The sequence below is a fragment of the Pseudomonas rustica genome (genome assembly GCF_049959085.1).
Lineage (GTDB): Bacteria > Pseudomonadota > Gammaproteobacteria > Pseudomonadales > Pseudomonadaceae > Aquipseudomonas > Aquipseudomonas rustica.
Genome location: NZ_CP188200.1, coordinates 4,378,469 through 4,404,246, shown reverse-complemented (window position 1 = coordinate 4,404,246; position 25,778 = coordinate 4,378,469). Strand labels below are relative to the sequence as shown.

The 25,778-nt window shown below is 60.5% G+C and carries 22 protein-coding genes; 16 read left to right on the top strand and 6 right to left on the bottom strand.

Features of this window, described 5'->3' with window-relative positions:
- Positions 1–175: 175 nt before the first annotated feature.
- The 3 genes from ydcS to ACP3TY_RS20150 form a co-directional block, all read right to left on the bottom strand.
- Positions 176–1,327: a putative ABC transporter substrate-binding protein YdcS gene (gene ydcS / locus ACP3TY_RS20160; protein ID WP_426618341.1), complete on the bottom strand. Its 1,152-nt coding sequence runs from the start codon at positions 1,325–1,327 to the stop codon at positions 176–178.
- Between the two features lie 112 nt (positions 1,328–1,439).
- Entirely contained in the window at positions 1,440–2,927 is a 1,488-nt protein-coding gene (locus ACP3TY_RS20155) for a gamma-aminobutyraldehyde dehydrogenase (RefSeq protein ID WP_426618340.1), read from the bottom strand.
- A gap of 101 nt (positions 2,928–3,028) precedes the next feature.
- Positions 3,029–3,943 (bottom strand): LysR family transcriptional regulator, encoded by a 915-nt coding sequence (locus tag ACP3TY_RS20150; protein WP_426618339.1) that lies wholly within the window; start codon positions 3,941–3,943, stop codon positions 3,029–3,031.
- Between the two features lie 176 nt (positions 3,944–4,119).
- Here ACP3TY_RS20150 and ACP3TY_RS20145 point away from each other — a divergent pair, with 176 nt between their 5' ends.
- The 15 genes from ACP3TY_RS20145 (at position 4,120) to ACP3TY_RS20075 (ending at position 20,748) form a co-directional block, all read left to right on the top strand.
- A complete protein-coding gene (locus ACP3TY_RS20145) occupies positions 4,120–4,842 on the top strand; it encodes a tellurite resistance TerB family protein (protein WP_426618338.1) in 723 nt (240 codons plus the stop codon).
- A gap of 335 nt (positions 4,843–5,177) precedes the next feature.
- On the top strand, positions 5,178–6,800 hold the full coding sequence (locus ACP3TY_RS20140) for a methyl-accepting chemotaxis protein (RefSeq protein ID WP_212543979.1): 1,623 nt from the start codon (positions 5,178–5,180) through the stop codon (positions 6,798–6,800).
- Positions 6,800–7,336: a chemotaxis protein CheW gene (locus ACP3TY_RS20135; RefSeq protein ID WP_212543978.1), complete on the top strand. Its 537-nt coding sequence runs from the start codon at positions 6,800–6,802 to the stop codon at positions 7,334–7,336. Before ACP3TY_RS20140 ends, ACP3TY_RS20135 begins: the two co-directional genes overlap by 1 nt.
- Entirely contained in the window at positions 7,333–8,604 is a 1,272-nt protein-coding gene (locus tag ACP3TY_RS20130) for a CheR family methyltransferase (RefSeq protein ID WP_426618337.1), read from the top strand. The genes ACP3TY_RS20135 and ACP3TY_RS20130 overlap by 4 nt, the downstream gene beginning before the upstream one ends.
- A complete protein-coding gene (locus ACP3TY_RS20125) occupies positions 8,601–9,284 on the top strand; it encodes a chemotaxis protein CheW (RefSeq protein ID WP_426618336.1) in 684 nt (227 codons plus the stop codon). Before ACP3TY_RS20130 ends, ACP3TY_RS20125 begins: the two co-directional genes overlap by 4 nt.
- Positions 9,281–11,551, top strand: coding sequence for a hybrid sensor histidine kinase/response regulator (locus ACP3TY_RS20120; RefSeq protein ID WP_426618335.1), 2,271 nt, complete (start codon positions 9,281–9,283; stop codon positions 11,549–11,551). The genes ACP3TY_RS20125 and ACP3TY_RS20120 overlap by 4 nt, the downstream gene beginning before the upstream one ends.
- Positions 11,548–12,558, top strand: a complete 1,011-nt coding sequence (locus tag ACP3TY_RS20115) for a chemotaxis response regulator protein-glutamate methylesterase (protein ID WP_053117522.1) — start codon at positions 11,548–11,550, stop codon at positions 12,556–12,558. The genes ACP3TY_RS20120 and ACP3TY_RS20115 overlap by 4 nt, the downstream gene beginning before the upstream one ends.
- 48 nt (positions 12,559–12,606) lie before the next feature.
- Positions 12,607–13,608, top strand: coding sequence for a response regulator (locus ACP3TY_RS20110; protein WP_053117527.1), 1,002 nt, complete (start codon positions 12,607–12,609; stop codon positions 13,606–13,608).
- Between the two features lie 209 nt (positions 13,609–13,817).
- Positions 13,818–14,913, top strand: a protein-coding gene (gene prfB / locus ACP3TY_RS20105) for a peptide chain release factor 2 (RefSeq protein ID WP_102358477.1) whose coding sequence is annotated in 2 segments (ribosomal slippage) — positions 13,818–13,889 and positions 13,891–14,913 — 1,095 coding nt in all. Because the reading frame shifts where the segments join, the coding sequence is not laid out codon by codon here.
- 111 nt (positions 14,914–15,024) lie between these two features.
- Complete coding sequence (lysS, locus tag ACP3TY_RS20100) at positions 15,025–16,527, top strand: lysine--tRNA ligase (protein WP_016983551.1); 1,503 nt, start codon at positions 15,025–15,027, stop codon at positions 16,525–16,527.
- Positions 16,528–16,632: 105 nt separating this feature from the next.
- Positions 16,633–17,346 (top strand): TetR/AcrR family transcriptional regulator, encoded by a 714-nt coding sequence (locus ACP3TY_RS20095; protein ID WP_159813794.1) that lies wholly within the window; start codon positions 16,633–16,635, stop codon positions 17,344–17,346.
- 153 nt (positions 17,347–17,499) lie between these two features.
- On the top strand, positions 17,500–18,054 hold the full coding sequence (locus tag ACP3TY_RS20090) for a hypothetical protein (RefSeq protein ID WP_282358160.1): 555 nt from the start codon (positions 17,500–17,502) through the stop codon (positions 18,052–18,054).
- A gap of 60 nt (positions 18,055–18,114) precedes the next feature.
- Positions 18,115–19,365 (top strand): flavohemoglobin expression-modulating QEGLA motif protein, encoded by a 1,251-nt coding sequence (locus ACP3TY_RS20085; RefSeq protein ID WP_172680080.1) that lies wholly within the window; start codon positions 18,115–18,117, stop codon positions 19,363–19,365.
- Between the two features lie 151 nt (positions 19,366–19,516).
- Positions 19,517–20,422 (top strand): alpha/beta hydrolase, encoded by a 906-nt coding sequence (locus tag ACP3TY_RS20080; RefSeq protein ID WP_053117543.1) that lies wholly within the window; start codon positions 19,517–19,519, stop codon positions 20,420–20,422.
- Positions 20,419–20,748, top strand: a complete 330-nt coding sequence (locus tag ACP3TY_RS20075; protein WP_426618334.1) for a hypothetical protein — start codon at positions 20,419–20,421, stop codon at positions 20,746–20,748. The genes ACP3TY_RS20080 and ACP3TY_RS20075 overlap by 4 nt, the downstream gene beginning before the upstream one ends.
- Positions 20,749–20,887: 139 nt before the next feature.
- Here the strand turns inward: ACP3TY_RS20075 and ACP3TY_RS20070 are convergent, their stop codons facing one another.
- From ACP3TY_RS20070 to ACP3TY_RS20060, 3 genes are all read right to left on the bottom strand, one after another.
- Positions 20,888–21,676: an OmpA family protein gene (locus ACP3TY_RS20070; RefSeq protein ID WP_053117547.1), complete on the bottom strand. Its 789-nt coding sequence runs from the start codon at positions 21,674–21,676 to the stop codon at positions 20,888–20,890.
- A 55-nt stretch (positions 21,677–21,731) separates the two neighbouring features.
- Positions 21,732–22,136 (bottom strand): DUF4398 domain-containing protein, encoded by a 405-nt coding sequence (locus ACP3TY_RS20065; protein WP_034154861.1) that lies wholly within the window; start codon positions 22,134–22,136, stop codon positions 21,732–21,734.
- A gap of 376 nt (positions 22,137–22,512) precedes the next feature.
- Positions 22,513–22,857, bottom strand: coding sequence for a hypothetical protein (locus tag ACP3TY_RS20060; RefSeq protein ID WP_016983304.1), 345 nt, complete (start codon positions 22,855–22,857; stop codon positions 22,513–22,515).
- Between the two features lie 213 nt (positions 22,858–23,070).
- On the opposite strand from ACP3TY_RS20060, the gene ppc reads away from it, so the two are divergent.
- Positions 23,071–25,701, top strand: a complete 2,631-nt coding sequence (gene ppc / locus ACP3TY_RS20055; RefSeq protein ID WP_426618333.1) for a phosphoenolpyruvate carboxylase — start codon at positions 23,071–23,073, stop codon at positions 25,699–25,701.
- Positions 25,702–25,778 lie beyond the last annotated feature (77 nt).

The following is a 25,778-nucleotide window of genomic DNA, read 5'->3' as shown; positions in this document are numbered from 1 at the left end:
GGCGCTGAGATTGCTTTTAGCTCCCTCTCCCTCCGGGAGAGGGCGGGGGGTGAGGGTGGCGGTTTCGGCCATTGCTCTGAGATCAAGAGCAAAGTCAAAAGCTACCCCCTCACCCCAGCCCTCTCCCCCAAGGGGGCGAGGGGGGAAAGGGAGCAGACCGCGTCGTTGTCGAGAGCTAGCGGCCGCCCATGATCGCGATGTAGTCCTGCGTCCAGCGGCTATACGGCACAAACTTGCCACCTTCAGCCTGCGGGGTTTTCCAGAAGGCGATCTTGTCGAACTGGTCGAAACCGTTGGTTTTGCAACCTTCAGCGCCAAGCAATTCGCTGTCCTTGCACGCCGCCGGAACCGCCGGCAACGAACCAAACCACGCCGCCACATCACCCTGGACTTTCGGTTTCAGCGACCAGTCCATCCACTTGTACGCGCAGTTCGGGTGCTTGGCCTCTGCGTGCAACATGGTGGTATCAGCCCAACCCGTGGCGCCTTCTTTCGGAATGGTCGAGGCGATTGGCTGCTTCTCGTTCATCAAACCGTTGACCTGATACGGCCACGCGCTCGACGCCACCACGCCTTCGTTTTTGAAGTCGCTCATCTGCACCGTGGTGTCATGCCAGTAGCGGTGGATCAGCGGCTGCTGCGCGCGCAACAGATCGAGCACGGCTTTGTATTGATCTTCGGTGAGTTGGTACGGGTCTTTGATGCCCAATTCAGGCTTGGTCGACTTCAGATACAGCGCTGCATCAGCGATATAGATCGGGCCGTCATAGGCCTGCACGCGACCCTTGTTCGGCTTGCCATCGGGCAGATCCTGCGCGGCGAATACCACGTTCCAGCTGGTCGGCGCGGTTTTGAACACGTTGGTGTTGTACATCAACACGTTCGGGCCCCACTGGTACGGGGTGCCGTAAGTCTGGTTGTTGACCACGTACCACGGCGCGTCTTTGAGGCGCGGGTCGAGGGTGTTCCAGTTCGGGATCAACGCGGTGTTGATCGGTTGCACACGCTTGCCGACGATCAATCGCAGCGAGGCATCGCCCGACGCGGTGACCAGGTCGTAACCACCCTTGGCCATCAGGCTGACCATTTCGTCAGAGGTGGCCGCTGTCTTCACGTTGACCTTGCAGCCGGTTTCCTGCTCGAAACCGGTCACCCAGTCGTAGGCCTTGTCGCTCTCGCCACGTTCGATGTAGCCCGGCCACGCAACGATATCCAGCTGACCTTCGCCGGCGCCGACGGCCTTCAACGGCTCGGCGGCTTGCAGGCTGGCGCTGGCCAGCAGGGCCGTGGTGATTGCACTGAGCAGTGCGGTCTTGTGCACGAACATGAGACACACCTCTTCGTTTTTTAGATTTCTGTTAAGAGTAGTCGCAAGCTGCAAGCCCCAAGCTGCAAGACACAGCGGATTTGCTTTTAACTTGCGGCTTGTAGCTCGCCGCTTAAAGCTCCCGGCTATGCCGGGCCATGATGTGCCGCACCACGCTGTAGTCCTGCAGCGAATCACTGGATAAGTCTTTGCCGTAACCGGAGCGTTTCAGCCCGCCGTGGGGCATCTCACTGACGAGCATGAAATGGCTATTGATCCACGTGCAGCCGTATTGCAGACGCGCGGCGACCTGCATCGCTTTGTCCAGATTCTGCGTCCACACCGACGAGGCGAGGCCGTATTCGGAGTCGTTGGCCCAGTCGACGGCCTGCGCGAGCTCGTCGAAGCGAGTCACGGTGACCACCGGGCCGAACACTTCGCGCTGGACGATTTCGTCGCTCTGTTTGCAACCGGCTAGCAGCGTCGGTTGATAGTAGAAACCGGCACCGGAGTGCACCGCTGCACCGGTCACGCGTTCGATGTGCGGCTGACCGAGGGCGCGTTCGACGAAACTGGCGACGCGGTCGCGCTGGCGGGTGCTGATCAGCGGGCCAATCTCGTTGTCGGCATCACGTTTGCCGGCGAAACGCAGGCTGCTGACGGCGGCGCCAAGCTCTGCGACCAATTTGTCGTGAATCCCGGCCTGCGCGTAGATCCGGCAGGCGGCGGTGCAGTCTTGCCCGGCGTTGTAGTAGCCGTAAGTGCGCACGCCTTCGACCACAGCCTGGATGTCGGCGTCGTTGCAGACGATCACCGGAGCTTTGCCGCCAAGTTCGAGGTGCGTGCGTTTCAGGGTTTTCGCGGCGGCCTGAAGGATTTTCTGGCCGGTGACGATATCGCCGGTCAGCGAGACCATGCGCACTTTGGCGTGGCCGACCAAATGGCTGCCGACGCCTTCGCCGCCACCGCAGATGATGTTGATCACCCCGCGCGGGAGGATTTCGGCCAGCGCTGGCGCCAGGGCGAGGATCGACAGCGGTGTGTGTTCGGACGGCTTGAACACCAGCGTGTTGCCGGCGGCGAGGGCCGGGGCGATTTTCCACGCGGCCATCATGATCGGGTAATTCCACGGCGCAATCGAGGCGACCACGCCAATCGGATCGCGGCGCACCATGCTGGTGTAGCCCGGCAGGTATTCGCCGCTGAGCTGGCCGGTCTGGCAACGCACGGCGCCGGCGAAGAACCGGAAGACATCGACGGTCGCGGTCAAATCGTCCTGACGCGCCAGGTGCAACGGCTTGCCGCAGTTCAGCGATTCGAGGCGGGCAAGGTGATCGGCGTGTTTTTCGACGGCGTTGGCGATGTCCAACAGCAGGTTCGAACGTTGCTGCGGCGTGGTGCGCGACCATTCGGCGAAGGCGCGGTGGGCGGCGAGGATGGCGGCTTCGACTTGCTCGGTGCTGGCCTCGGCGATGTGGGTGAGGATTTCACCGGTGGCCGGGTTGAGAATCGGCTCGACGAAACCTTCCCCGGCGACCAATTCGCCGTCGATCAACAACGCGGTACACATCGGGGTCTGCGCGCCAGCCATTTTCCGCGTTCTCTTTTCTTGTGTGGCCATTGTTGCTCCCTGATATCGGGAGCCGACCGTCTTATAGATGCAGCAAGACTAGTGCGCGGCTCCGAGGTCGACAAATTCTAAATACTGAAGGCAGCATTCGATTAAATAGATGGCTTGCGCCCGCCGTGGGGTTGCTCACGGGCCACAGTGAGAAATGGATCGACGAGAGCGGGGCGCGCGGTGCCACGGCGCCAGGCCAGGCCGACGTCGAGGGTTTGATTCAAGTCGGCAATCGGTCTTGCTTCGATGATGTCGCCTTCGAGTGACCAAGGGCGATAGGTCATGTCTGGCTGGATCGATACGCCCAAACCGGCGGCGACCAGACTTCGTACGGCCTCGGTGGACGCGGTTCTCAGGGTGATTTTTGGTTGCAGGCCGGCGCCGCGCCACAAGCGTTGGGCATTGCGATCCATTTCATCGACGTTTAGCTGAATCAACGGCTCGCGGGCGACATCGGCGAGATTGATGCTGTCGTGTTCCAGCAATGGATGCTGCGCCGGTAGCCACAAACGATGGGGGGAATGAGTCAGTACCTCGGTCTGCAAGGCATGGCGATCTTCGAGATTGGAGAGGGTCAAAACGCCAACGTCGATCTCGCCGCTGACCAGCAAATGCTCGATGTACGGGCGCTCATCTTCCATTACGCGGATCTCGACGTTGGGATAGGCGCGCTGAAAACGGGTGAGCAGATCCGCGAGGTAATAACCGGCAACCAGACTGGTCACGCCGACGATCAACTGCCCGGCAACTTGGTCGGTGCTCTGTTGCAGACTGCGTTTGGCGTTGTCCACAGTCGCAAGAACCAGGTGCGCCTGACGTAGGAATTGATGACCTTGGTGCGTAAGGGTCATGCCTTTGGCGTGACGGCTAAACAGGCTGACGCCGATCTCTTCTTCCAGTTGCTGGATCGCTAACGTCAGGGTTGACTGGGAAATGAACGCGGTTTGCGCGGCGGCGGAGATCGAGCCGGTCTCGGCCACAGCGATGAAGTGACGAATCTGACGCAGGGTCATCATGACGGGAATACCCGGTGGGCGGTTTTTATAGATGGATCTGAGTGTATATCTATTTTCACGAAGGCCTGCGGGCAGCGAGCAACATCTGGAAGCACACTCGCAGGCCGGTCACGGGCACTTTCGAACTAGGCTGGAGGCCTTATAGATCCGGATAACCCCTGTTTTGGAGGCGGAACATGAACACCCGTGGATTGCTCGATCAACTACTCAAGTCCGGCCAGGATCTGTTGCAGAACAAGGCCGGTGGTTCGCAGAACAAATTGTCCGGTGGAGGCTTGGGCGGCTTGCTCGGTGGCGCATCTGGCTCCGGTGGCCTCGGCGGCCTGTTGTCAGGCGCGGGTGGCGGAGCGCTGGCGGCTGGCGCGATGGGATTGCTGCTCGGTAACAAAAAAGTGCGTAAGGTCGGCGGCAAAGTCGCGATCTACGGAGGCCTCGCGGCGCTCGGTGTGCTGGCTTACAAGGCTTATGGCAACTACAACGCGCAGAAAGGCATCGCGCCGCAAACTGAACCGCAGACGATCGACCGCCTGCCAGCGGCGCAAGTCGAACAACACAGTCAGGCGATTCTCAAAGCACTGGTCGCCGCCGCCAAGGCTGACGGCCACATCGATGATCGTGAGCGCCAGTTGATCGAAGGTGAATTCACCAAACTCGACAACGATCAGGAACTGCAACACTGGCTGCACGCTGAACTCAACAAACCTCTGGATCCCACCGACGTCGCCCGCGCCGCGAGTACGCCGGAAATGGCCGCCGAGATGTACATCGCCAGTGTGATGCTGGTGGACGAAGAGAACTTCATGGAGAAGTCGTATCTGGATGAACTGGCGCGACAGTTGAAGCTGGAGCCCGGTCTGAAAATCGAACTGGAGAAGCAGGTGCGCCAGGCGTTGACCTAAATCTCGCAACGCAGTTGAAATTTGTAGGAGCCGAGCTTGCTCGCGATAGCGGTGTGTCAGCCAACATCATCGGCAACTGATCCACCGCTTTCGCGAGCAAGCTCGGCTCCTACAGTTGATCGCATCTGCAGCCCAGTCATCTGCGTAATGGCCATTGCGCCGCCTCTTTTTGCCATTTCAGCACTGGCACGGCCACCCCTGATTGTCGGACAGTCCTAACCCAGAGCCTCTCGCCCAACTACTCGGGCAGGCCCGGGGGTTAAAAAGCGTCTTATAAATGAAACACCGCCCTCGGCTATACTCCCCGCATTTCGACCTAGGCACGAGGAATCACTGTGAAGAACTGGACGTTGCGCCAACGCATTTTGGCGAGCTTTGCGGTGATTATCGCCATCATGTTGCTGATGGTGGTGCTCTCCTATTCGCGACTGTTGAAGATCGAAGCCAGTGAAAACAGTGTCCGCGACGACGCGATTCCCGGGGTTTATTACAGCTCGATGATTCGCGGCGCGTGGGTCGACAGCTATTTGCAGACTCAGGAACTGTTGGGGCTCAAGGAAGGGCAGGGCATCAGCAGCGAAGACGAGGCCGATTACAAGTCGTTCGAGGCGCGCCTGCTGGAGCAGATGGAAAATTACCGCAAGACCATGGCGACCGACGAGGATCGCCGCGAGTTCGCCGCGTTCGAGAAGTATCACGACGCCTATCTGCAACTTCAGGACGTGGTGCTCGACTTGCACAAACGCAACATGGAAGCCGATGCGATCAAGGTTTTCCACGAGAAACTCACGCCAGCCTGGTACGCCGGCCGCATGAAGCTCAACGACATCATCGGCGAAAACAAAAAAGTCGCCGATCAGGCCATGGCCAATATCGATGAGGCTGTGGCAGCCGCCAAAGTCAGCATGATCATTTCCCTGCTGGTCGCCGTTCTGGCCGCCGGCTTGTGCGGTCTGCTGTTGATGCGCGCGATCATGGCGCCGATGAACCGCATCGTGAAAATCCTCGAAATCATGCGCACCGGCGATCTTAGCTCGCGCCTGAACCTCGACCGCAAAGACGAATTCGGCGCGGTGGAAACCGGCTTCAACGACATGATGACCGAGCTCACGTCGCTGGTGTCCCAGGCGCAGCGCTCATCGGTGCAGGTGACCACCTCGGTGACTGAAATCGCCGCCACTTCCAAACAGCAGCAAGCCACCGCCACCGAAACCGCCGCGACCACTACCGAAATCGGCGCGACCTCCCGCGAAATTGCCGCCACGTCGCGCGATCTGGTGCGCACCATGACTGAAGTCTCAACCGCTGCCGATCAGGCTTCGGTGGCCGCCGGCTCCGGCCAGCAAGGCCTCGCACGCATGGAAGACACCATGCACTCGGTAATGGGCGCCGCCGATCTGGTCAACGCCAAACTGGCGATCCTCAATGAGAAGGCCGGCAACATTAATCAGGTGGTGGTAACTATCGTCAAAGTCGCTGACCAGACCAACCTGCTCTCGCTCAACGCCGCCATCGAAGCCGAGAAGGCCGGTGAATACGGCCGTGGTTTTGCCGTGGTCGCCACCGAAGTGCGCCGTCTGGCGGATCAGACTGCGGTCGCCACGTATGACATCGAACAAATGGTGCGCGAGATTCAGTCGGCGGTGTCGGCGGGTGTGATGGGCATGGACAAGTTCTCCGAAGAAGTGCGTCGCGGCATGTCCGAAGTGCAGCAGGTCGGCGAGCAGTTGTCGCAGATCATTCATCAAGTGCAGGCGCTGGCGCCGCGCGTGTTGATGGTCAACGAAGGCATGCAGGCGCAGGCCACCGGCGCCGAGCAGATCAACCACGCGCTGGTGCAGTTGGGCGATGCCAGCAGCCAGACCGTCGAATCGTTGCGTCAGGCCAGTTTCGCCATCGACGAACTGAGCCAGGTGGCCGTCGGGCTGCGCAGCGGCGTCTCGCGATTTAAAGTCTGATGAGCGAAATCATCGCCAAACGCAACGTTGCCCCGGTGGCGAAGCAGGCGTTGTTCCTGCTGTTTCGCATTGGCAGCGAACGTTACGCGTTGCGCGCGACCGAGGTGGCGGAAGTGCTGCCGCGCCTGCCATTGAAACCGATCGCACGGGCGCCGCAATGGGTCGCCGGGGTCTTCGCCTATCGCGGTGCGGTGGTGCCGGTGATTGACCTCAGCGCGCTGACATTCGGTCAACCGGCCGAGGCGCGCACCAGCACGCGACTGGTGCTGGTGCATTACCGCCCGGACGAGTCGCAGCCGGGGCAATGGCTCGGGCTGATTCTCGAACAGGCCACCGACACGCTGCGCTGCAACCCGCAGGATTTTCAGCCGTACGGCCTCGACAATCGAGAGGCGCCGTACCTCGGCCCGGTGCGCGAAGATGCGCAGGGGCTGGTGCAATGGGTGCGGGTCAACGATTTGCTCGATGACGGCGTGCGCGCCTTGCTGTTCCCCGATCCGCCGCTGAGTCCGGCGCAGTTCGAGGGGCAGCCATGAGCAGCGATCAGCGCTTTTTCGACTTCCTCAAGGAGCGCATCGGCCTCGATGTGACCTCGGTGGGCCCGGCGATCATCGAGCGTGCGGTGCGTCAACGCACCACGTTGTCGCAAGCGGCCAACGCCGAAGAGTACTGGCAGTTGCTGCAAGGCTCGCGCGATGAACAGCAAGCGCTGATCGAAGCGGTGATCGTCCCGGAAACGTGGTTTTTCCGTTACCCGGAATCCTTCGCGACGCTGGGCAAACTGGCGCACAAACGCCTTGGCGAGTTAAACAACATGCGTGCGCTGCGCATCCTCAGCCTGCCGTGTTCGACCGGCGAAGAACCTTATTCGATTGCCATGGCGTTGCTCGATGCCGGGCTCAAACCGCATCAATTCAAAGTCGACGGCATGGACGTCAGCCCGCTGTCGGTGGAAAAAGCCCGGCGCGCGCTGTACGGCAAGAACTCCTTTCGTGGCGATGAACTGACTTATCGCGAGCGCCATTTCAGTGCGCAACAGGACGGTCATTTGCTCAACGAAAACGTTCGCGAGCAGGTGCGTTTGCAGGTCGGCAACGTGCTTGATCCAACGTTGTGGGCCAGCGATCCGCCGTTCGATTTTGTGTTCTGTCGCAACCTGCTGATCTATTTCGACCAAGCGACGCAGAAGCAAGTGTTCGAAGTGCTCAAACGCCTCACCCATGACGACGGCGTGCTGTTTATCGGCCCGGCCGAGGGCAGTCTGCTCGGGCGTCTGGGCATGCGTTCGATCGGCATCCCGCAGTCGTTCGCGTTCAGTCGTCACAGCGATCCGCATCCCGAGCCACTGCCGACGCCGAAACCGGTCACGTTGCCGATCAGCCCACCGCCGCGCAACACGCCGCCAACGCCGGTACGCAATCGGCCGTTCAGCGCAGTGACGCCAATGCCGACCACCCGCGCCAGCGCCAACCCGGACGCGGCAACGCTGCTGGCGAACATTGCCGCGCTGGCCAACGAAGGCAAAAGTGCCGAGGCCCGCGTCGCGTGTGAACAGTATTTGCGCAGCCACGAACCGGTGGCGCAAGTGTTTTACTGGCTCGGCCTGCTCAGCGATGTTGCCGGCCTGACCCTTGAAGCCCAAGGCTTCTACCGCAAAGCCTTGTACCTTGAACCGCAACACCCCGAAGCGCTGATGCACCTGGCCGCATTGCTGCAGGCCCAGGGTGACAGCGCCGGTGCCAGACGATTGCAGGAGCGCGCCGCCCGCAGCGGCCGCACCGCCGACAGTGAGCGCAAACGATGATCGCGTCCGACACCTTGAACGTCACCCACGAAGACGCCCGGGCCATCGACGATTGCTGGAACCGCATCGGCATCCATGGCGACAAGTCCTGTCCGCTGCTGGAAGAACACATTCATTGCCGCAACTGCGCGGTGTATTCCGCCGCCGCCACGCGATTGCTCGACCGTTACTCGTTGCAGCAGGATGAGCGCGATCCGGTCGCCAGCGTGGTTGAAACCGACGTCAAAACCCGTTCGTTGCTGATGTTCCGTCTCGGCGAAGAATGGCTTGGGCTGGCAACGCGCAGTCTGGTCGAAGTGGCGCCGATGCAGGCGATCCACTCGTTGCCGCACCAGCGCTCACGGGCCTTGCTTGGCGTGGCCAACGTGCGCGGCGCGCTGGTGGCGTGTCTGTCGCTGGTTGAGTTGCTTGATCTGGACGCCAATGCCGTGCCGGTCAGCACCGGGCGGGTGATGCCGCGCATGCTGATCATCGCCGCCCATGGCGGGCCGGTGGTGGTGCCGGTGGATGAAGTCGACGGCATTCATGCCATCGACGAGCGCATCCTCGATGCCGCCTCACAATCCGGGGTGCAGGCCAGTGCCAAATACACCCGAGGCGTTTTGCAATTTCGCGGTCGCAGCCTGCGTTGGCTGGATGAAGAACAGTTGCTGTCCGCCGTGACCCGGAGCCTCACATGACCCCCGAGCAAATGCGCGACGCCTCCTTGCTGGAGCTGTTCAGCCTCGAAGCCGAAGCGCAGACCCAAGTGCTCAGCACCGGGCTGCTGGCGCTGGAACGCAATCCAACCCAGGCCGATCAACTCGAATCGTGCATGCGCGCCGCGCACTCGCTCAAAGGCGCGGCGCGGATTGTCGGCATCGACAGCGGCGTCAGCGTCGCCCATGTGATGGAAGATTGTCTGGTCAGCGCGCAGGAAGGCCGATTGCTGTTGCGCCCGGAACACATCGATGCGTTGTTGCAGGGCACCGATCTGTTGATGCGCATTGCGACGCCGGCGAATGCGCCGCAACCGCGCGATATCGAAGCGTACGTGGCCTTGATGGGGCAGTTGCTCGATCCGTCAGCACTGCCAACTGCCGTCGCTGCGCCGGTGATGGCCGAGTTGCAACTCGAAGCGCCGCCTGCGCCTGCTTTCGAACCGCTGGTTGAAACGCCAGAACCGACGCCACAGAAAAGCCGACGCACCACCGAGGGTGGCGAACGCGTGCTGCGCGTGACCGCCGAACGCCTCAACAGCCTGCTCGATCTGTCAAGTAAATCGCTGGTCGAAACCCAGCGCCTCAAGCCGCATCTGGCGACCATGCAGCGCCTCAAGCGCATGCAGAACAACGGCCTGCGCGCACTGGAAAACCTCAACGTGCACCTCAAGGAACACGCGCTGAGCCTTGAAGCGCTGGAAGCTCTGGAAGACGCGCGGCGCTTGCTCGCCGAATCGCAGCAACTGCTGAGCGAGAAAAACGCCGAACTCGACGAGTTCGCCTGGCAGGCCAGCCAGCGCGCGCAAGTGCTTTACGACACTGCGTTGGCCTGCCGCATGCGCCCGTTTGCCGACGTGCTCACCGGTCAGGTGCGCATGGTGCGTGATCTGGGCCGCAGTCTCGGCAAACAGGTGCGGCTGGAGATCGAAGGCGAGAAGACCCAGGTCGATCGCGACGTGCTGGAAAAACTCGAAGCACCGCTAACGCATTTGCTGCGCAACGCGGTCGATCACGGCATCGAAACCCCGGAGCAGCGCCTGCTCAAGGGCAAATCCGAGGAAGGCCTGATCCGTCTGCGCGCCTCGCATCAGGCCGGTTTGCTGGTGCTGGAGCTGAGCGATGACGGTAATGGCGTCGATCTGGAAAAGGTGCGCCGCAGCATTATTGAACGGCAGTTATCCCCAGCCGAAACCGCTGCGCAGTTGAGCGAAGAAGAACTGCTGACGTTCCTCTTTCTGCCCGGTTTCAGCCTGCGCGACACGGTCACCGAAGTCTCCGGCCGTGGCGTCGGCCTCGACGCGGTGCAGCACATGGTGCGCCAGTTGCGCGGCGCGGTAGAGCTGGAGCAAACGGCGGGCGAGGGCAGTCGCTTCCATCTGGAGGTGCCGCTGACCCTGTCGGTGGTGCGCAGTCTGGTGGTGGAAGTCGGCGAGGAGGCCTACGCTTTTCCGCTCGCGCACATCGAACGCATGTGCGATCTGGAGCCCGAAGACATCGTGCAGGTCGAAGGTCGCCAGCATTTCTGGCACGAAGGCCGGCATGTCGGGCTGGTTGCGGCGAGTCAATTGCTCAATCGCCCGGCCAGCCAGAACAGCGGCGAAACCCTGAAAGTCGTGGTGATCCGCGAGCGCGACGCGATTTATGGCGTGGCCGTGGAGCGCTTCATTGGCGAGCGCACCTTGGTGGTCTTGCCACTCGACGAACGTCTGGGCAAAGTGCAGGACATCTCTGCCGGCGCCTTGCTTGACGACGGTTCGGTGGTGTTGATCGTCGACGTTGAGGACATGCTGCGTTCGGTGGACAAACTGCTCAACACCGGGCGCCTTGAGCGCATCGCCCGCCATGGCAATCAGGCTGTGGAAGCGGCGCGCAAACGCGTGCTTGTAGTCGACGACTCGCTGACCGTACGCGAGTTGCAACGCAAGCTGCTGCTCAATCGCGGCTACGACGTTGCGGTGGCGGTGGACGGTATGGACGGCTGGAACGCCCTGCGCTCCGAGGATTTTGATTTGCTGATTACCGACATCGACATGCCGCGCATGGACGGCATCGAGCTGGTCACCTTGCTGCGCCGCGACAACCGTCTGCAATCGCTGCCGGTGATGGTTGTGTCGTACAAGGATCGTGAAGAGGATCGCCGCCGTGGACTGGACGCCGGGGCGGACTATTATTTAGCCAAAGCCAGTTTTCATGACGACGCCCTGCTCGACGCAGTGGTCGAGCTCATCGGAGGAGCGCGGGCATGAAGATCGCAATCGTCAACGACATGCCGATGGCGGTGGAGGCGCTGCGCCGTGCGCTGGCCTTCGAGCCGGCGCATCAGGTGGTCTGGGTCGCCCGCAACGGCGCCGAGGCGGTGCAACTGTGCGCCGAAAACACCCCGGATCTGATCCTCATGGATCTGATCATGCCGGTGATGGACGGCGTCGAAGCCACACGGCGGATCATGGCCGAAACGCCGTGCGCGATCGTGATTGTCACGGTTGATCGCCAGCAGAACGTCCATCGCGTGTTCGAGGCCATGGGCCACGGCGCGCTGGACGTGGTCGACACCCCAGCCCTCGGTGCCGGAGACGCACGGGAAGCCGCCGCGCCGTTGCTGCGCAAGATCCTTAATATTGGCTGGCTGATCGGCGACAAGGCACCGCGCTCGCGCCCGGCACCGACACCTCCGCGCAGTTCGGGCTCGCGCCAGCGACTGGTGGCGATCGGTTCATCGGCGGGTGGCCCGGCGGCGCTGGAAGTCTTGCTCAAAGGCCTGCCGCGGGACTTCTCGGCGGCAATTGTGCTGGTGCAGCACGTCGATCAGGTGTTCGCCGCCGGCATGGCCGAATGGCTGGCCAGCGCCAGTGGCCTCGATGTGCGTCTGGCCCGCGAAGGCGAGCCGCCACAGGCCGGCGCGGTGTTGCTGGCCGGCACCAACCACCATATTCGTTTACTCAAGAACGGCACGCTGGCCTACACCGCCGAACCGGTCAACGAGATCTACCGGCCCTCGATCGATGTGTTTTTCGAGAGCGTCGCCAGCTACTGGAACGGTGATGCGGTCGGGGTTTTGTTGACCGGGATGGGACGCGACGGCGCGCAAGGGCTTAAGCTTTTGCGTCAACAGGGTTATCTGACCATCGCGCAGGATCAGCAAAGCAGTGCGGTGTACGGCATGCCCAAGGCCGCCGCCGCGATCGATGCCGCCGTAGAAATCCGCCCCTTGGAAAAGATAGCGCCACGATTGCTGGAGATTTTCCCCAAATGAACCGATTTATCCGCAATCCTGGCCCCCGCAGTACTCAGGTGACCGCCCATGACTGATTTACAGATCGACGACATTAAAACCGACGAAAACGCCGCCATGGTGTTGTTGGTGGACGATCAGGCGATGATCGGCGAAGCCGTGCGCCGTGGGCTGTCGAATGAGGAAAACATCGACTTCCACTTCTGCTCCGACCCGCATCAGGCCATCGCCCAGGCGGTACGGATCAAGCCGACAGTGATCCTCCAGGATCTGGTGATGCCCGGCCTCGACGGCCTGAGCCTGGTGCGCGAATACCGCAATCACCCGGCGACCAAGGACATCCCGATCATCGTCCTGTCGACCAAGGAAGACCCGCTGATCAAGAGCGCGGCGTTCTCGGCCGGGGCCAACGACTATCTGGTGAAACTGCCGGACACCATCGAACTGGTGGCGCGCATCCGTTATCACTCGCGCTCGTACATGACGTTGCTGCAGCGGGACGCGGCGTATCGCGCGTTGCGGGTCAGTCAGCAGCAGTTGCTCGACACCAATCTGGTGCTGCAACGCTTGATGAACTCTGACGGCCTGACCGGGCTGTCCAACCGCCGCCACTTCGATGAATACCTGGAACTGGAATGGCGCCGTTCGCTGCGCGATCAGAGCCAGTTGTCGCTGCTGATGATCGACGTTGATTACTTCAAGTCCTACAACGACAGTTTTGGCCACGTTGAAGGGGATGAAGCGTTGCGCAAAGTGGCAACGGCGATCCGCGACGCCAGTGCGCGACCGTCGGACTTGCCGGCGCGCTATGGCGGCGAAGAGTTTGCGCTGGTGCTGCCGAACACCTCGCCGGGCGGGGCGCGGTTGGTGGCGGAGAAGCTGCGGCAGACCGTGGCGTCGTTGAAAATCCCGCACAACACCCCGGCGGAAGGCGTAAGCCTGACCATCAGCATTGGTCTGGCGACCATGGTGCCGCAGTCGGGCACGGATTGCCGGTTGCTGATTTCGGCGGCAGATCGCGGGTTGTATCTGGCCAAAAACAATGGCCGTAACCAAGTCGGGATCGAATAACCACCGCAATCCCCTGTAGGAGCTGCCGAAGGCTGCGATCTTTTGATCTGTTTTTAAAATCAAAGTCAAAAGATCGCAGCCTTCGGCGGCTCCTACAGGTGAAAGGCGCCAAGTGAATCGCCGCCACACCCGCCAGACGGGCTGCCGTCACAGCCTGATTACGTTATACTCGCCGGCTTTCAAAAGTTCGCCAACGAGTGCTGCCCGTCATGGAAATCAACCCGATCCTGAACACCATCAAGGACCTGTCCGAGCGCTCCGAAACTATTCGGGGGTATCTTTGACTACGATCAAAAGCATGAGCGTCTGACTGAAGTCAATCGCGAGCTTGAAGATCCGAGTGTCTGGAACAAACCTGAATACGCCCAGGAGCTGGGCCGCGAGCGTTCGGCGCTGGCGCAGATCGTCGACACCCTCGATGAACTGAACGCCGGCCTGGCCGATTGCCGCGATCTGCTGGACATGGCCGTCGAAGAAAACGACGAAGGCGCAGTGGGCGATGTCGTCGCCGAACTGGCCCGTCTCGAGGAAAATCTGGCCAAGCTGGAATTCCGCCGCATGTTCAGCCATGAAATGGACCCGAACAACGCCTACCTGGACATCCAGGCCGGTTCCGGCGGCACTGAAGCGCAAGACTGGGCCAACATCCTGCTGCGCATGTACCTGCGCTGGGCGGATAAACGCGGTTTCGACGCCACGATCATGGAACTGTCGGCCGGTGAAGTCGCCGGTATCAAAGGTGCGACCGTGCACATCAAGGGCGAATACGCCTTTGGCTGGCTGCGTACCGAGATCGGCGTACACCGTCTGGTGCGCAAGAGCCCGTTCGACTCCGGCAACCGTCGTCACACCTCGTTCTCCGCGGTTTTCGTCTCGCCAGAGATCGATGACAAGGTGGAAATCGAAATCAACCCGGCAGACTTGCGGATCGACACCTATCGTTCCTCGGGTGCCGGTGGTCAGCACGTAAACACCACCGACTCGGCCGTACGTATCACTCACGTACCGACCAACACCGTGGTCAGCTGCCAGAACGAACGTTCCCAGCACGCCAACAAGGACACCGCCATGAAAATGCTGCGGGCCAAGTTGTACGAGCAGGAAATGCAGAAACGCAACGCCGCATCGCAAGCGCTGGAAGACACCAAGTCCGATATCGGCTGGGGTCACCAGATTCGCTCGTACGTGCTCGATGCGTCGCGGATCAAGGATCTGCGCACCAACATCGAACGCAGCGACTGCGACAAGGTACTCGACGGCGACATCGACGAATACCTGTATGCCAGCCTGAAATCAGGGCTGTAAGGCCTGCTCTGCAGTGGTCGCGGTAATACGCGACCCTGTAGGAGCAAGGCTTGCCCGCGAACCCCGGCGCCACGCCGGGGGTAACGAACCTGTGATGGAATATCTAAAGACATGAGCGACCAACAACTCGACCCGCAAGCCCTGCAACAGGAAGAAAACTCCCTGATCGCCCTGCGCAAGGAAAAGCTGGCTGCCGAGCGCGCCAAGGGCAACGCCTTCCCGAACGACTTCCGTCGCGAAAACTACTGCGAAGATCTGCAGAAGAAATACGCGGACAAGACCAAGGAAGAGCTGGCAGAGGCTGCAATCCCGGTCAAGGTTGCCGGTCGCATCATGCTCAACCGCGGCTCGTTCATGGTGATTCAGGACATGACCGGTCGCATTCAGGTCTACGTCAACCGTAAAACCCTGTCGGAAGACACCCTGGCCGCGGTGAAAACCTGGGACATGGGCGACATCATTGCCGCCGAAGGCACCCTGGCGCGTTCCGGCAAGGGCGACCTGTACGTTGAAATGACCAGCGTGCGTCTGCTGACCAAATCCCTGCGTCCGCTGCCGGACAAGCACCACGGCCTGACCGACACCGAACAGCGCTACCGTCAGCGCTACGTTGACCTGATCGTCAACGAAGAAGTGCGCCAGACGTTCCGCGTGCGTTCGCAAGTGATCGCGCACATCCGCAGCTTCCTGATGAAGCGCGACTTCCTTGAAGTCGAAACGCCGATGCTGCAGACCATTCCGGGCGGCGCAGCGGCCAAACCGTTCGAAACCCACCACAACGCGCTGGACATGGAAATGTTCCTGCGTATCGCGCCTGAGCTGTATCTGAAGCGTCTGGTGGTTGGTGGCTTTGAAAAGGTTTTCGAGATCAACCGCAACTTCCGTAACGAAGGCGTTTCGACTCGTCACAACCCAGAATTCACCATGTTGGAGTTCTACCAGGCGTACGCCGACTACGAAGACAACATGGACCTGACCGAAGAACTGTTCCGTGAGCTGGCGCAGTTGGTTCTGGGCAGCACCGACGTGCCGTACGGCGACAAGGTGTTCCACTTCGGCGAGCCGTTCGTGCGTCTGTCGGTGTTCGACTCGATCCTCAAGTACAACCCTGAGCTGACTGCCGATGATCTGAACGACATCGACAAGGCCCGCGCCATCGCCAAGAAGGCCGGCGCCAAGGTGCTGGGCTTCGAAGGTCTGGGCAAGCTGCAGGTGATGATTTTCGAAGAACTGGTCGAGCACAAGCTGGAACAGCCGCACTTCATCACTCAGTACCCGTTCGAAGTGTCGCCGCTGGCCCGTCGCAACGACGACAACCCGAACGTCACTGATCGTTTCGAACTGTTCATCGGTGGCCGTGAAATCGCCAACGCCTACTCCGAGTTGAACGACGCGGAAGACCAGGCCGAGCGCTTCATGGCGCAGGTGGCCGACAAGGACGCCGGCGACGACGAAGCCATGCACTACGACGCCGACTTTGTTCGCGCGCTGGAGTACGGCATGCCGCCAACGGCCGGTGAAGGCATCGGCATCGACCGTCTGGTGATGTTGCTGACCAACTCACCGTCGATCCGCGATGTGATCCTGTTCCCGCACATGCGACCGCAAGCGTAAACGTTTCAGTTAAAAAGCCGCCTAAAACAGGCGGCTTTTTATTGCCTGTCTGGTACAAATGTATCAATTGGTTACTTTGGAATTAGCAGAGGAAGTCCGGTCGTGATGGGTGCAATAGCTCAAGAAGGTGCAGCGGGTATCGCCACTGCGGTCGCTGAAAGTGTTCAGTACCAGGGTCGCAAGGCCAGCCGACAGGGCAGCGAGCAGCGTCGACAGGACATTCTCGACGCGGCGATGCGCATTGTCGTGCGTGATGGCGTGCGCGCCGTGCGTCATCGTGCGGTGGCGGCCGAGGCCGGTGTGCCGCTGTCGGCGACCACGTATTACTTCAAGGACATCGATGATCTGCTCACCGATACCTTCGCGCAATATGTCGAGCGTAGCGCTGAATACATGGCCAAGTTGTGGAACAACAACGAAGGCCTGTTGCGTGAGATGGTCGTCAGCGGTGATGGCAGCCCGGAGTCGCGTTCGCAACTGGCGGACGATATTGCGCGGTTGATGGCCGACTATGTGCACCGGCAGTTGGTCAACCGTCGCGAGCATTTGATGGCCGAGCAGGCGTTCCGGCAGGAAGCGTTGCTTAACCCGGGGCTGGCGATTCTGGTGCGCTCGCATCAGCAGATTCTGTTGCAGGGCACCTGCCAGTTGTTTCAGGTGCTGGGCTCGCGTGAACCGCAGCAAGATGCCAAGGTGTTGACGGCGATTATCGGACGGATGGAATATCAGGGCCTGCTCAACGAAGCCGAGCCTTTGGCCGAAGAAGACATGCTCGGCATTCTGACGCGCTACATGCACCTGGTGCTTGCGTCGGTGTAATCGGCTGTTGCTTCACCCTGTGGGAGCGAGCCTGCTCGCGAATGCGGTCAGACATTCAACATCTTTGTTGCTGACACACCGCTTTCGCGAGCAGGCTCGCTCCCACAGGGGGCAGTGTTCATTTGAAGGCCGTATGTTCATAGGGAGTATCGAATGAAAGCCTGGCGTAGCGTGCTGATCGCCTTGTCGTTCCTGCTGCTCAGTGGTTGTCTGGTGACGTTCAAGGAGCCGCTGACCGCCAGTGAGCCGGCGCCCAAAGGCCTGCTCGGCAAATGGTCGAGCACCAATGCCTGGGGTGAACCGATGAACCTCGAGCTGACGCGCCTGGGCAATGATCGCTATCAGGCGGTCACGTATTTCAAAGCCAAACCCCGCGAGCGCGAAGCCTATCCGTTCACCGTCTCGCGCCACGGCAACCGCTGGTACCTGTCGGCGAAAGTCCCGGCGCAGTACGGCGGCCACTTCACCATCGCCGGTTTCGAGCTCACCGACAAACACGAATTGGTGGTCTACAACCTCGATCTCGAACAGATCAATCAAGCGATCAAACAAAAAGCCCTCGACGGTCAGCCATTCCAGACCGACGATGGCGACGGCGTGCAGGTCGACAGCAGCCTCGACAAGGTCTTTGCTTACCTCGATGATCCGGCCAATTCCGATGTCTTCGTCGAGGCCGTGCGCTACCAGCGCCAGGCCCGCGCCAAATAAATTCAGTACGTCACGTATCTACAGGAGTTTCGGGTGGACGATTACCAGCAGACGATACGCATGTTGTCCGACCGCATTGTGCTGGCGCAAACGCCGATCCGTGTCCTCGACGCGGTCAAGTGGGACGAGAACATCCGCAAGGGGTTTCTCAAGGCCAAAGGCAAGGAAATGCCGGCGATCGACCGCGACTACTACCTCAATCGGCCACTGAGTTTCGATTCGAGCAAGGTCAAACTGGAATTCCAGAACATCGAGCGCGACATCACCCGCCAGCTCGGTCAGTTCAACCCGGTCGGGCAGATCATGCGGCGCATGTGCAAGGAGTACCGCATGGTCGTGCGCATGCTCGAAGCGCGCGGCACCGAGGATTTCGGTCTGATCTCTCAAGAGCTGTATGGCGCCGCGTCGGATGCGTTCCACGCCGGCGACCCGACCCTGGCCGACCTTGGCCTGATGATGTCCGATTACCTCAATAACATTGACGGCCGTGGCGATCTGAAGGACGAGCCGAAAACCCTCACCGCCAAAGACGCCGTGCACCTGTTGCAGACGCGTCTGAACAAGGTTTTTGGCGAGGCCGAGGAAACCATTCGCGTGTTCGAGTCCGACGGCATCGTCGCTGACGCGGCGGCGGGCGCGGATTACATCAAGATCCGCACCGATGCGATGTTCAACGATCGCGACGTGCGCGCGCTGGAAGTTCACGAAGGGCTGGTACACGTCGGCACCACGCTCAACGGTTTGAATCAGCCGATTTGCACCTTCCTCTCCAAAGGCCCGCCGTCGTCGACGGTCACCCAGGAAGGCCTGGCGATCCTGATGGAAATCATCACCTTCGCCTCCTACCCGAGCCGCCTGCGCAAACTGACCAACCGCACCCGCGCGATTCACATGGTCGAGGAGGGCGCGGACTTTTTGCAGGTGTTCGAGTTCTTCCGCGAGCAGGGCTTCGAGATGGCGGAAAGTTACGGCAACGCCAGCCGCGTGTTCCGTGGATCGACGCCGACGGGGCTGCCATTTACCAAAGACTTGTCCTATCTCAAGGGCTTTATCATGGTTTACAACTACATTCAGTTGGCCGTGCGTAAGGGCAAGCTAGAGCAAATCCCGCTGTTGTTCTGCGGCAAGACCACGCTGGAAGACATGCGTACCTTGCGTCAGTTGGTGGATGAGGGATTGGTGGTGGCGCCGAAGTACTTGCCGGATCAGTTCCGCGATTTGAACGCGTTGTCGGCGTGGATGTGCTTCTCCAACTTCCTCAATCACCTGAGCCTGGACCGGATCGAAGCGGATTACTCCAATATCCTCTGAACAACTGACATGCCCTGTGGGAGCGAGCCTGCTCGCGAATGCGATTTCACATTCAACATTAATGTTGGCTGACACACCGCTTTCGCGAGCAGGCTCGCTCCCACAGTTATGATTGGTGCTTGTTTTCCCTAATTCTGCGAGGTTTCACCGGATGAGAATCCTCGGCATTTTCTGCCTGCTCCTGACCCTCAGCGGTTGCAGCTCGTTATTGTTCTACCCCGAACCGGGCCAGATCTTCACCCCGGAAAAAGCCAAGCTCGAATACCGCACCGTCACGCTGGTCACCGCCGATGGCTTGAAGCTCAACGCCTGGTGGCTACCGGCCAAGCCCGGCGTCGAGGTCAAAGGCACCGTCCTGCATCTGCACGGCAATGGCGGCAACCTGCCGATGCATTTGGGCGGCAGTTGGTGGTTGCCGAAGAACGGCTATCAAGTGCTGCTGGTCGACTATCGCGGTTATGGCTTGTCCGAGGGCGAGCCGAGCCTGCCGGCGATCTATCAGGACATCGACGCCGCGTTCGCCTGGCTGGACAAGGCACCCGAGGTCAAAGGCAAGCCGCTGGTGCTGCTCGGCCAGAGCCTTGGCGGTTCGATGGCCGTGCATTGGCTGGTGCAGCATCCGGAGCGGCAGAAGCAGCTGAAAGCGCTGGTGCTCGATGGCGTGCCCGCCAGTTACCGCAGCGTCGGCCAATACGCGCTGAGCACGTCGTGGCTGACCTGGCCATTCCAGGTACCGCTGTCGTGGCTGGTGCCGGATGGCGACAGTGCGATCAACTCGATGCCGCAGCTGAATGGCGTGCCGAAGCTGATCTTCCACAGCATCGACGATCCGCTGGTTCCGCTTTCCAACGGCATCCGTCTGTATCAAGCTGCGCCGCCACCGCGCGTGCTGCAACTGACTCGCGGCGGCCATGTGCAAACCTTCGGCGACCCGGTGTGGCGCCAGGTGATGCTGCGCTATCTGGAAGATCCCGAACATTTCAACGGCCTGCGCCGCCTCGGTGAAATCCCCAATTACCCGACACCCCCGAATTCTGAAGATGAGAGTCCGCAATGATTGAAGAACGCAACGCCATCCCGCTGATCATCACCGGTATCTGCAGCATCCTCGGCACCGTCGGGGCGCTGTGGTACTACGGTTACCTGCACTTCGCCAAACCCGAGGATGCGTTGCTGCTCAACGAATTCACCATGCTCAAGACCGTTCCCGGTGAAGACTACAAAGTCTCGCTGGAGCCGGCAGCGCAAGTGGCGCAGTGCATTGATGGCGTGCTGGTGTTGTTTGATACCGAGCAGAAAGGTTTGACCGGTGTGCTGATCAACGCACAGAAAAAAGCCGTGCGCTGCATGGGTGAAGAGACCCCGCAAAAACTCCAGCCTTAAAAGCAAAAGATCGCAGCCTTCGGCAGCTCCTACATTGGAATGCGTTCCCTGTAGGAGCTGCCGAAGGCTGCGATCTTTTGATCTGAAAAAAAGCCCCGCCTGATCACTCAGGCGGGGCTTTTGCGTTACAGCCTACAGCTTAGTTCGAGCTAACAGCCGAACGTGGCACAACCGGCTGGTTGTCGTTGGAAATGGTCACTTCCACACGACGGTTTTGCGCACGGCCCGAAGCGTTGCTGTTCTCGGCAACCGGGTATTCCTTGCCATAACCCTGAGCGACGATGCGCGCTGGATCGACGCCCATTTTCACCAGTGCGGTACGCACGGAGTTGGCGCGACGCTCAGACAGGGTCTGGTTGTGGCTGGCAGTACCGGTGCTGTCGGTGTAACCCTCGACGATCACTTTGCGATCCGGGTTTTCCTGAAGGAACTGCGCCAGTTTGTTGATGTTGACCAGACCGCTGGATTTCAGGTCAGCACGATCGGTAGCGAACAGCACGTCACCGAAAGTCACCAGCGTACCGCGATCGGTCTGCTTGGCGTTCAGGCTGTCCTGCAGCTGTTTGATCTGCTGATCACGGGCATCCAGACGCGCTTGAGCACGTTGGGCGGCGGCGTTTTTCAGGTTGTTTTCAGCGGTGCGCAGGGCGATGGTCTGCTTGGCCACTTCTACGCGCTGATTGGTCAGGTAAGCCAGTTGGTCAACCTTGGCCGCGTCTTGCTTGTCCAGATAAGCCTTGTCGGCTTTGTCCAGGTAATCGCTGGCGTCTTTGGTTTCCAGCGCTGCGACTTTGCTCGCCTGCGGGTTGGCTTGCAGGCCGGCGTAGTTGGTGCGCGCGTTTTCCAGATTCGGGTTAGGCGGAGTGGAACAGGCAGCCAGGGCAACGCTTGCGGCCAGAAGAGCTGGGATCATCAGTTGCTTACGCATAATTTGTCGTCCTTTCTATCGATAAAAGTTTCAGCTTTGCGGTCGGGATGCGCGCTTATTGCACGGTGCGCTGACTTTCCTGACGCAGTTCCTGAACACCTTTCTGGGAATCCTTCACGGCTTGTTCAGCCTTGGCTGCCTGAGCTTTGCGTTCGGCTACGCGAGCGTCCCACTCGGCTTGCTCGGACAGGGTGCGGGCCTCGTCATACTTCTTGTCATGCATGGCGATTTCGGCTTGTTTCAGTTTGTCCTGCGCTTGCTTCATCTCGACCGCTGCGAACTCGGTACCGCCAGCGCTGACGGCGCTGTTCACGGCCGATTGCGTCACGGCGTATTGCTCGGTCGGTGGATTACCGGCGCAACCGGCCAGAACGAAGCTGGTGCCGATCGCCAGAGCAGCCAGTTTCAGACCGCGCAGGTGGGTAAACGAGGTTTGGTTTTTCATGGTCTTCAACTCCATTAGGCATCTCCTGAAAACATCTAAATCCATCCTGGTCGAGGAGCCGAAAAGCGTCGTGTGAAAGGCGTTTTTGAAACGCTCGTTCCAGGCGTGGTTACAGGTTCCGACCGGAGTGATTTTTCAAAAGTTCAGAAAAGATGGCTAATCGCCAAAATAATTTTTGACTGAATGGACAAGGCTCTAAAGCGGGAACTTTGGCGGGATAGAGCGGTACGCGCGGGGTTTTAGAAGCCAGGTAACACACGATTTTCAAATTGAAATACGATCCCTGTAGGAGTGAGCCTGCTCGCGAAAGCGGTGTGCCAGTCACCATCAATTTTGACTGATACACCGCTATCGCGAGCAGGCTCACTCCTACAGTTTGATGTGTGTTGGGTCAGTGTTTTTGCTTGCCTTCAACAGCCGAGAGGTCATGCAAATGCCGCCGCGACAGCGCCAGAAAACGCGGCGTAGGCCCGACGTCCTCGTACAGCGGATCACCTTCCTCATCCGTCGCCACCACCGTCGAACCTTTCACATACGGCAGGCTCGCTTCGAACTCTTCAAGCGCTGCGCCAATCAGTTCGCCGAGCAATTCTTCGGCATGCCGTTTGGGGTACATCTCGGCAATCGCGGCCAGTCGCGCAGCCGCTTCAACGTCCAGATGAATCGTGTAGCCAGTGTCAGTCAGGCGACCTTTGGCGTTTTCTTCCCAATGCTGGGCGAGTTCACGAATTTTCATGATGACCTCATTTCGCACCTGCTCATGGCAGGTCTGGGTGAGTGTCCGCCGGGGCCGGCGGCAAGCCGTTGTACGGCATACTGTTGAGACTAGCTTTCGGCCACAAGGTTTAAAGTCCCTTGGTCGGATGCTTGTAAGAAGCGGCGCAGAGCGGCACTCTCTAGGTCATGCACTCGTTTCTAAGCCGTCCGGATTACTGCTGGGGAATTGCTGATGACCGATATTGATGCACGCTTGCGCGAAGACGTTCACCTGCTCGGAGAGCTGTTGGGCAATACGATTCGAGACCAGTACGGCGAGGCGTTCCTCGACAAGATCGAGCAGATTCGCAAGGGCGCCAAGGCCGATCGCCGAGGCTCGATGGACGCTGAACTGAGCGCCAGCCTCAATCAATTGAGCGAGGACGAATTGCTCCCGGTGGCGCGCGCGTTCAACCAGTTTCTCAATCTGGCGAACATCGCCGAGCAGTATCAGTTGATTCATCGGCGCGAAGAGTCGCAGCCGGCGCCGTTCGAATCCCGCGTGTTGCCCGAGTTGCTCGCACGTTTGCGCAACGAAGGCCACAGCGCTGAATCGCTGGCCCGCCAGCTGTCGCGACTGGAAATCGAACTGGTGCTGACCGCGCACCCGACCGAAGTGGCGCGACGCACGCTGATCCAGAAGTACGACGCAATCGCCGCGCAACTCGCCGCGCAGGATCATCGCGACCTGACCAGCGCCGAACGCGAGCAAATTCAAAACACTCTGCAACGGCTGATCGCCGAAGCCTGGCACACCGAAGAAATCCGCCGCACGCGACCGACGCCGGTCGACGAAGCCAAGTGGGGTTTCGCGGTGATCGAGCATTCGCTGTGGCAGGCGATTCCCAACCATATGCGCAAGGCCGACAAGGCTTTGTTTGAAGCGACCGGCCTGCGCTTGCCGCTCGAAGCTGCGCCGATTCGCTTCGCCTCGTGGATGGGCGGCGACCGTGACGGCAACCCCAACGTCACCGCCGCAGTGACCCGCGAAGTGTTGCTGCTGGCGCGCTGGATGGCCGCCGATTTGTACCTGCGCGATGTCGATCATCTCGCGGCCGAGCTGTCGATGCAGCAGGCCAGCGATGCGCTCAAAGCCAAGGCGGGCGACAGCGCTGAACCGTATCGCGCGGTGCTTAAACAACTGCGTGAACGCCTGCGTGCCACGCGCAATTGGGCACACGCCGCACTGACCGCGCCAACGCCTGCGCCAGCCGATGTGCTGAGCAACAATCGCGATCTGCTCGATCCGCTGGAACTGTGTTTCAACTCGCTGCACGAATGCGGCATGGGCGTGATTGCCGACGGGCCGTTGCTCGATTGCCTGCGTCGCGCGGTGACCTTCGGCCTTTTCCTCGTGCGCCTCGATGTGCGTCAGGATTCGTCGCGGCACAGCTCGGCGATGACTGAAATCACCGACTACCTCGGCCTCGGTCGCTACGAAGATTGGGATGAAGAACAGCGCATCCGCTTCCTCACGCAAGAACTGACTAATCGCCGGCCATTGCTGCCGGCGCACTTCAAACCGTCAGCCGACACCGCCGAAGTGCTCAACACCTGCAAGGAAATCGCCGCCGCACCGGGCGCTTCGCTCGGTTCCTACGTGATCTCCATGGCTGGCGCCGCTTCCGATGTGCTCGCCGTGCAACTGCTGCTCAAAGAGTCCGGCGTGTTGCGACCGATGCGCGTGGTGCCGCTGTTCGAAACTCTCGCCGACCTCGACAATGCCGGGCCGGTGATGGAGCGGCTGTTGCTGCTGCCGGGCTATCGTGCACGGCTGCAAGGCCCGCAGGAAGTGATGATCGGTTACTCCGACTCGGCCAAAGACGCCGGCACCACCGCAGCGGCCTGGGCGCAATATCGCGCGCAGGAACGCTTGGTGGAAATCTGCCGTGAGCAGCAAGTTGAATTGCTGCTGTTCCACGGTCGCGGCGGCACCGTCGGCCGTGGCGGTGGCCCGGCGCACGCGGCGATTCTGTCGCAGCCACCGGGTTCGGTGGCGGGGCGTTTCCGTACCACTGAGCAGGGGGAAATGATTCGATTCAAATTCGGCCTGCCGGACATCGCCGAGCAAAACCTCAATCTGTACCTGGCAGCGGTGCTTGAAGCGACGTTGCTGCCACCGCCGCCACCGACGCCGGAATGGCGCCATCTGATGGACGAATTGGCGGCCGATGGTGTCAGTGCTTACCGTCAGGTGGTGCGAGAGAATCCGCAGTTCGTTGAGTATTTCCGCCAGTCCACGCCGGAGCAGGAGTTGGGCCGCTTGCCGCTCGGCAGTCGTCCGGCGAAACGCCGTGCGGGCGGCATCGAAAGTTTGCGGGCGATTCCGTGGATCTTCGGCTGGACGCAAACGCGGCTGATGCTGCCGGCGTGGCTCGGCTGGGAATCGGCATTGAGCAAAGCGCTGGAGCGCGGCGAAGGCGAGTTGCTCGGGCAGATGCGCGAGCAATGGCCGTTCTTCCGCACGCGCATCGACATGCTGGAAATGGTGCTGGCCAAGGCCGACGCGGACATCGCGTTGTCCTACGACGAGCGTCTGGTCGAGGCGGATTTGCTGCCGTTGGGCGCGCAGTTACGCGACCTATTGTCGCAGGCGTGCGCGGTGGTGCTTGGTCTGACCGGTCAGTCGCAGCTGCTGGCGCATAGCCCGGACACCCTCGAATTCATCCGTCTGCGCAATACTTACCTCGACCCGCTACATCTATTGCAGGCCGAGTTACTGGCCCGTTCACGGCAGCAGAATGTCGAGCAGGGCAGCCCGGTGGAACAGGCGTTGCTGGTGTCTGTGGCGGGGATCGCCGCCGGTTTGCGCAACACCGGCTAACGATTTTGTGGCGACATGCGGCACCGGCCACAGGCGTCGGTTGCCGCTTTGCCTGACGGGTGAAAGTGCCGCCAGGC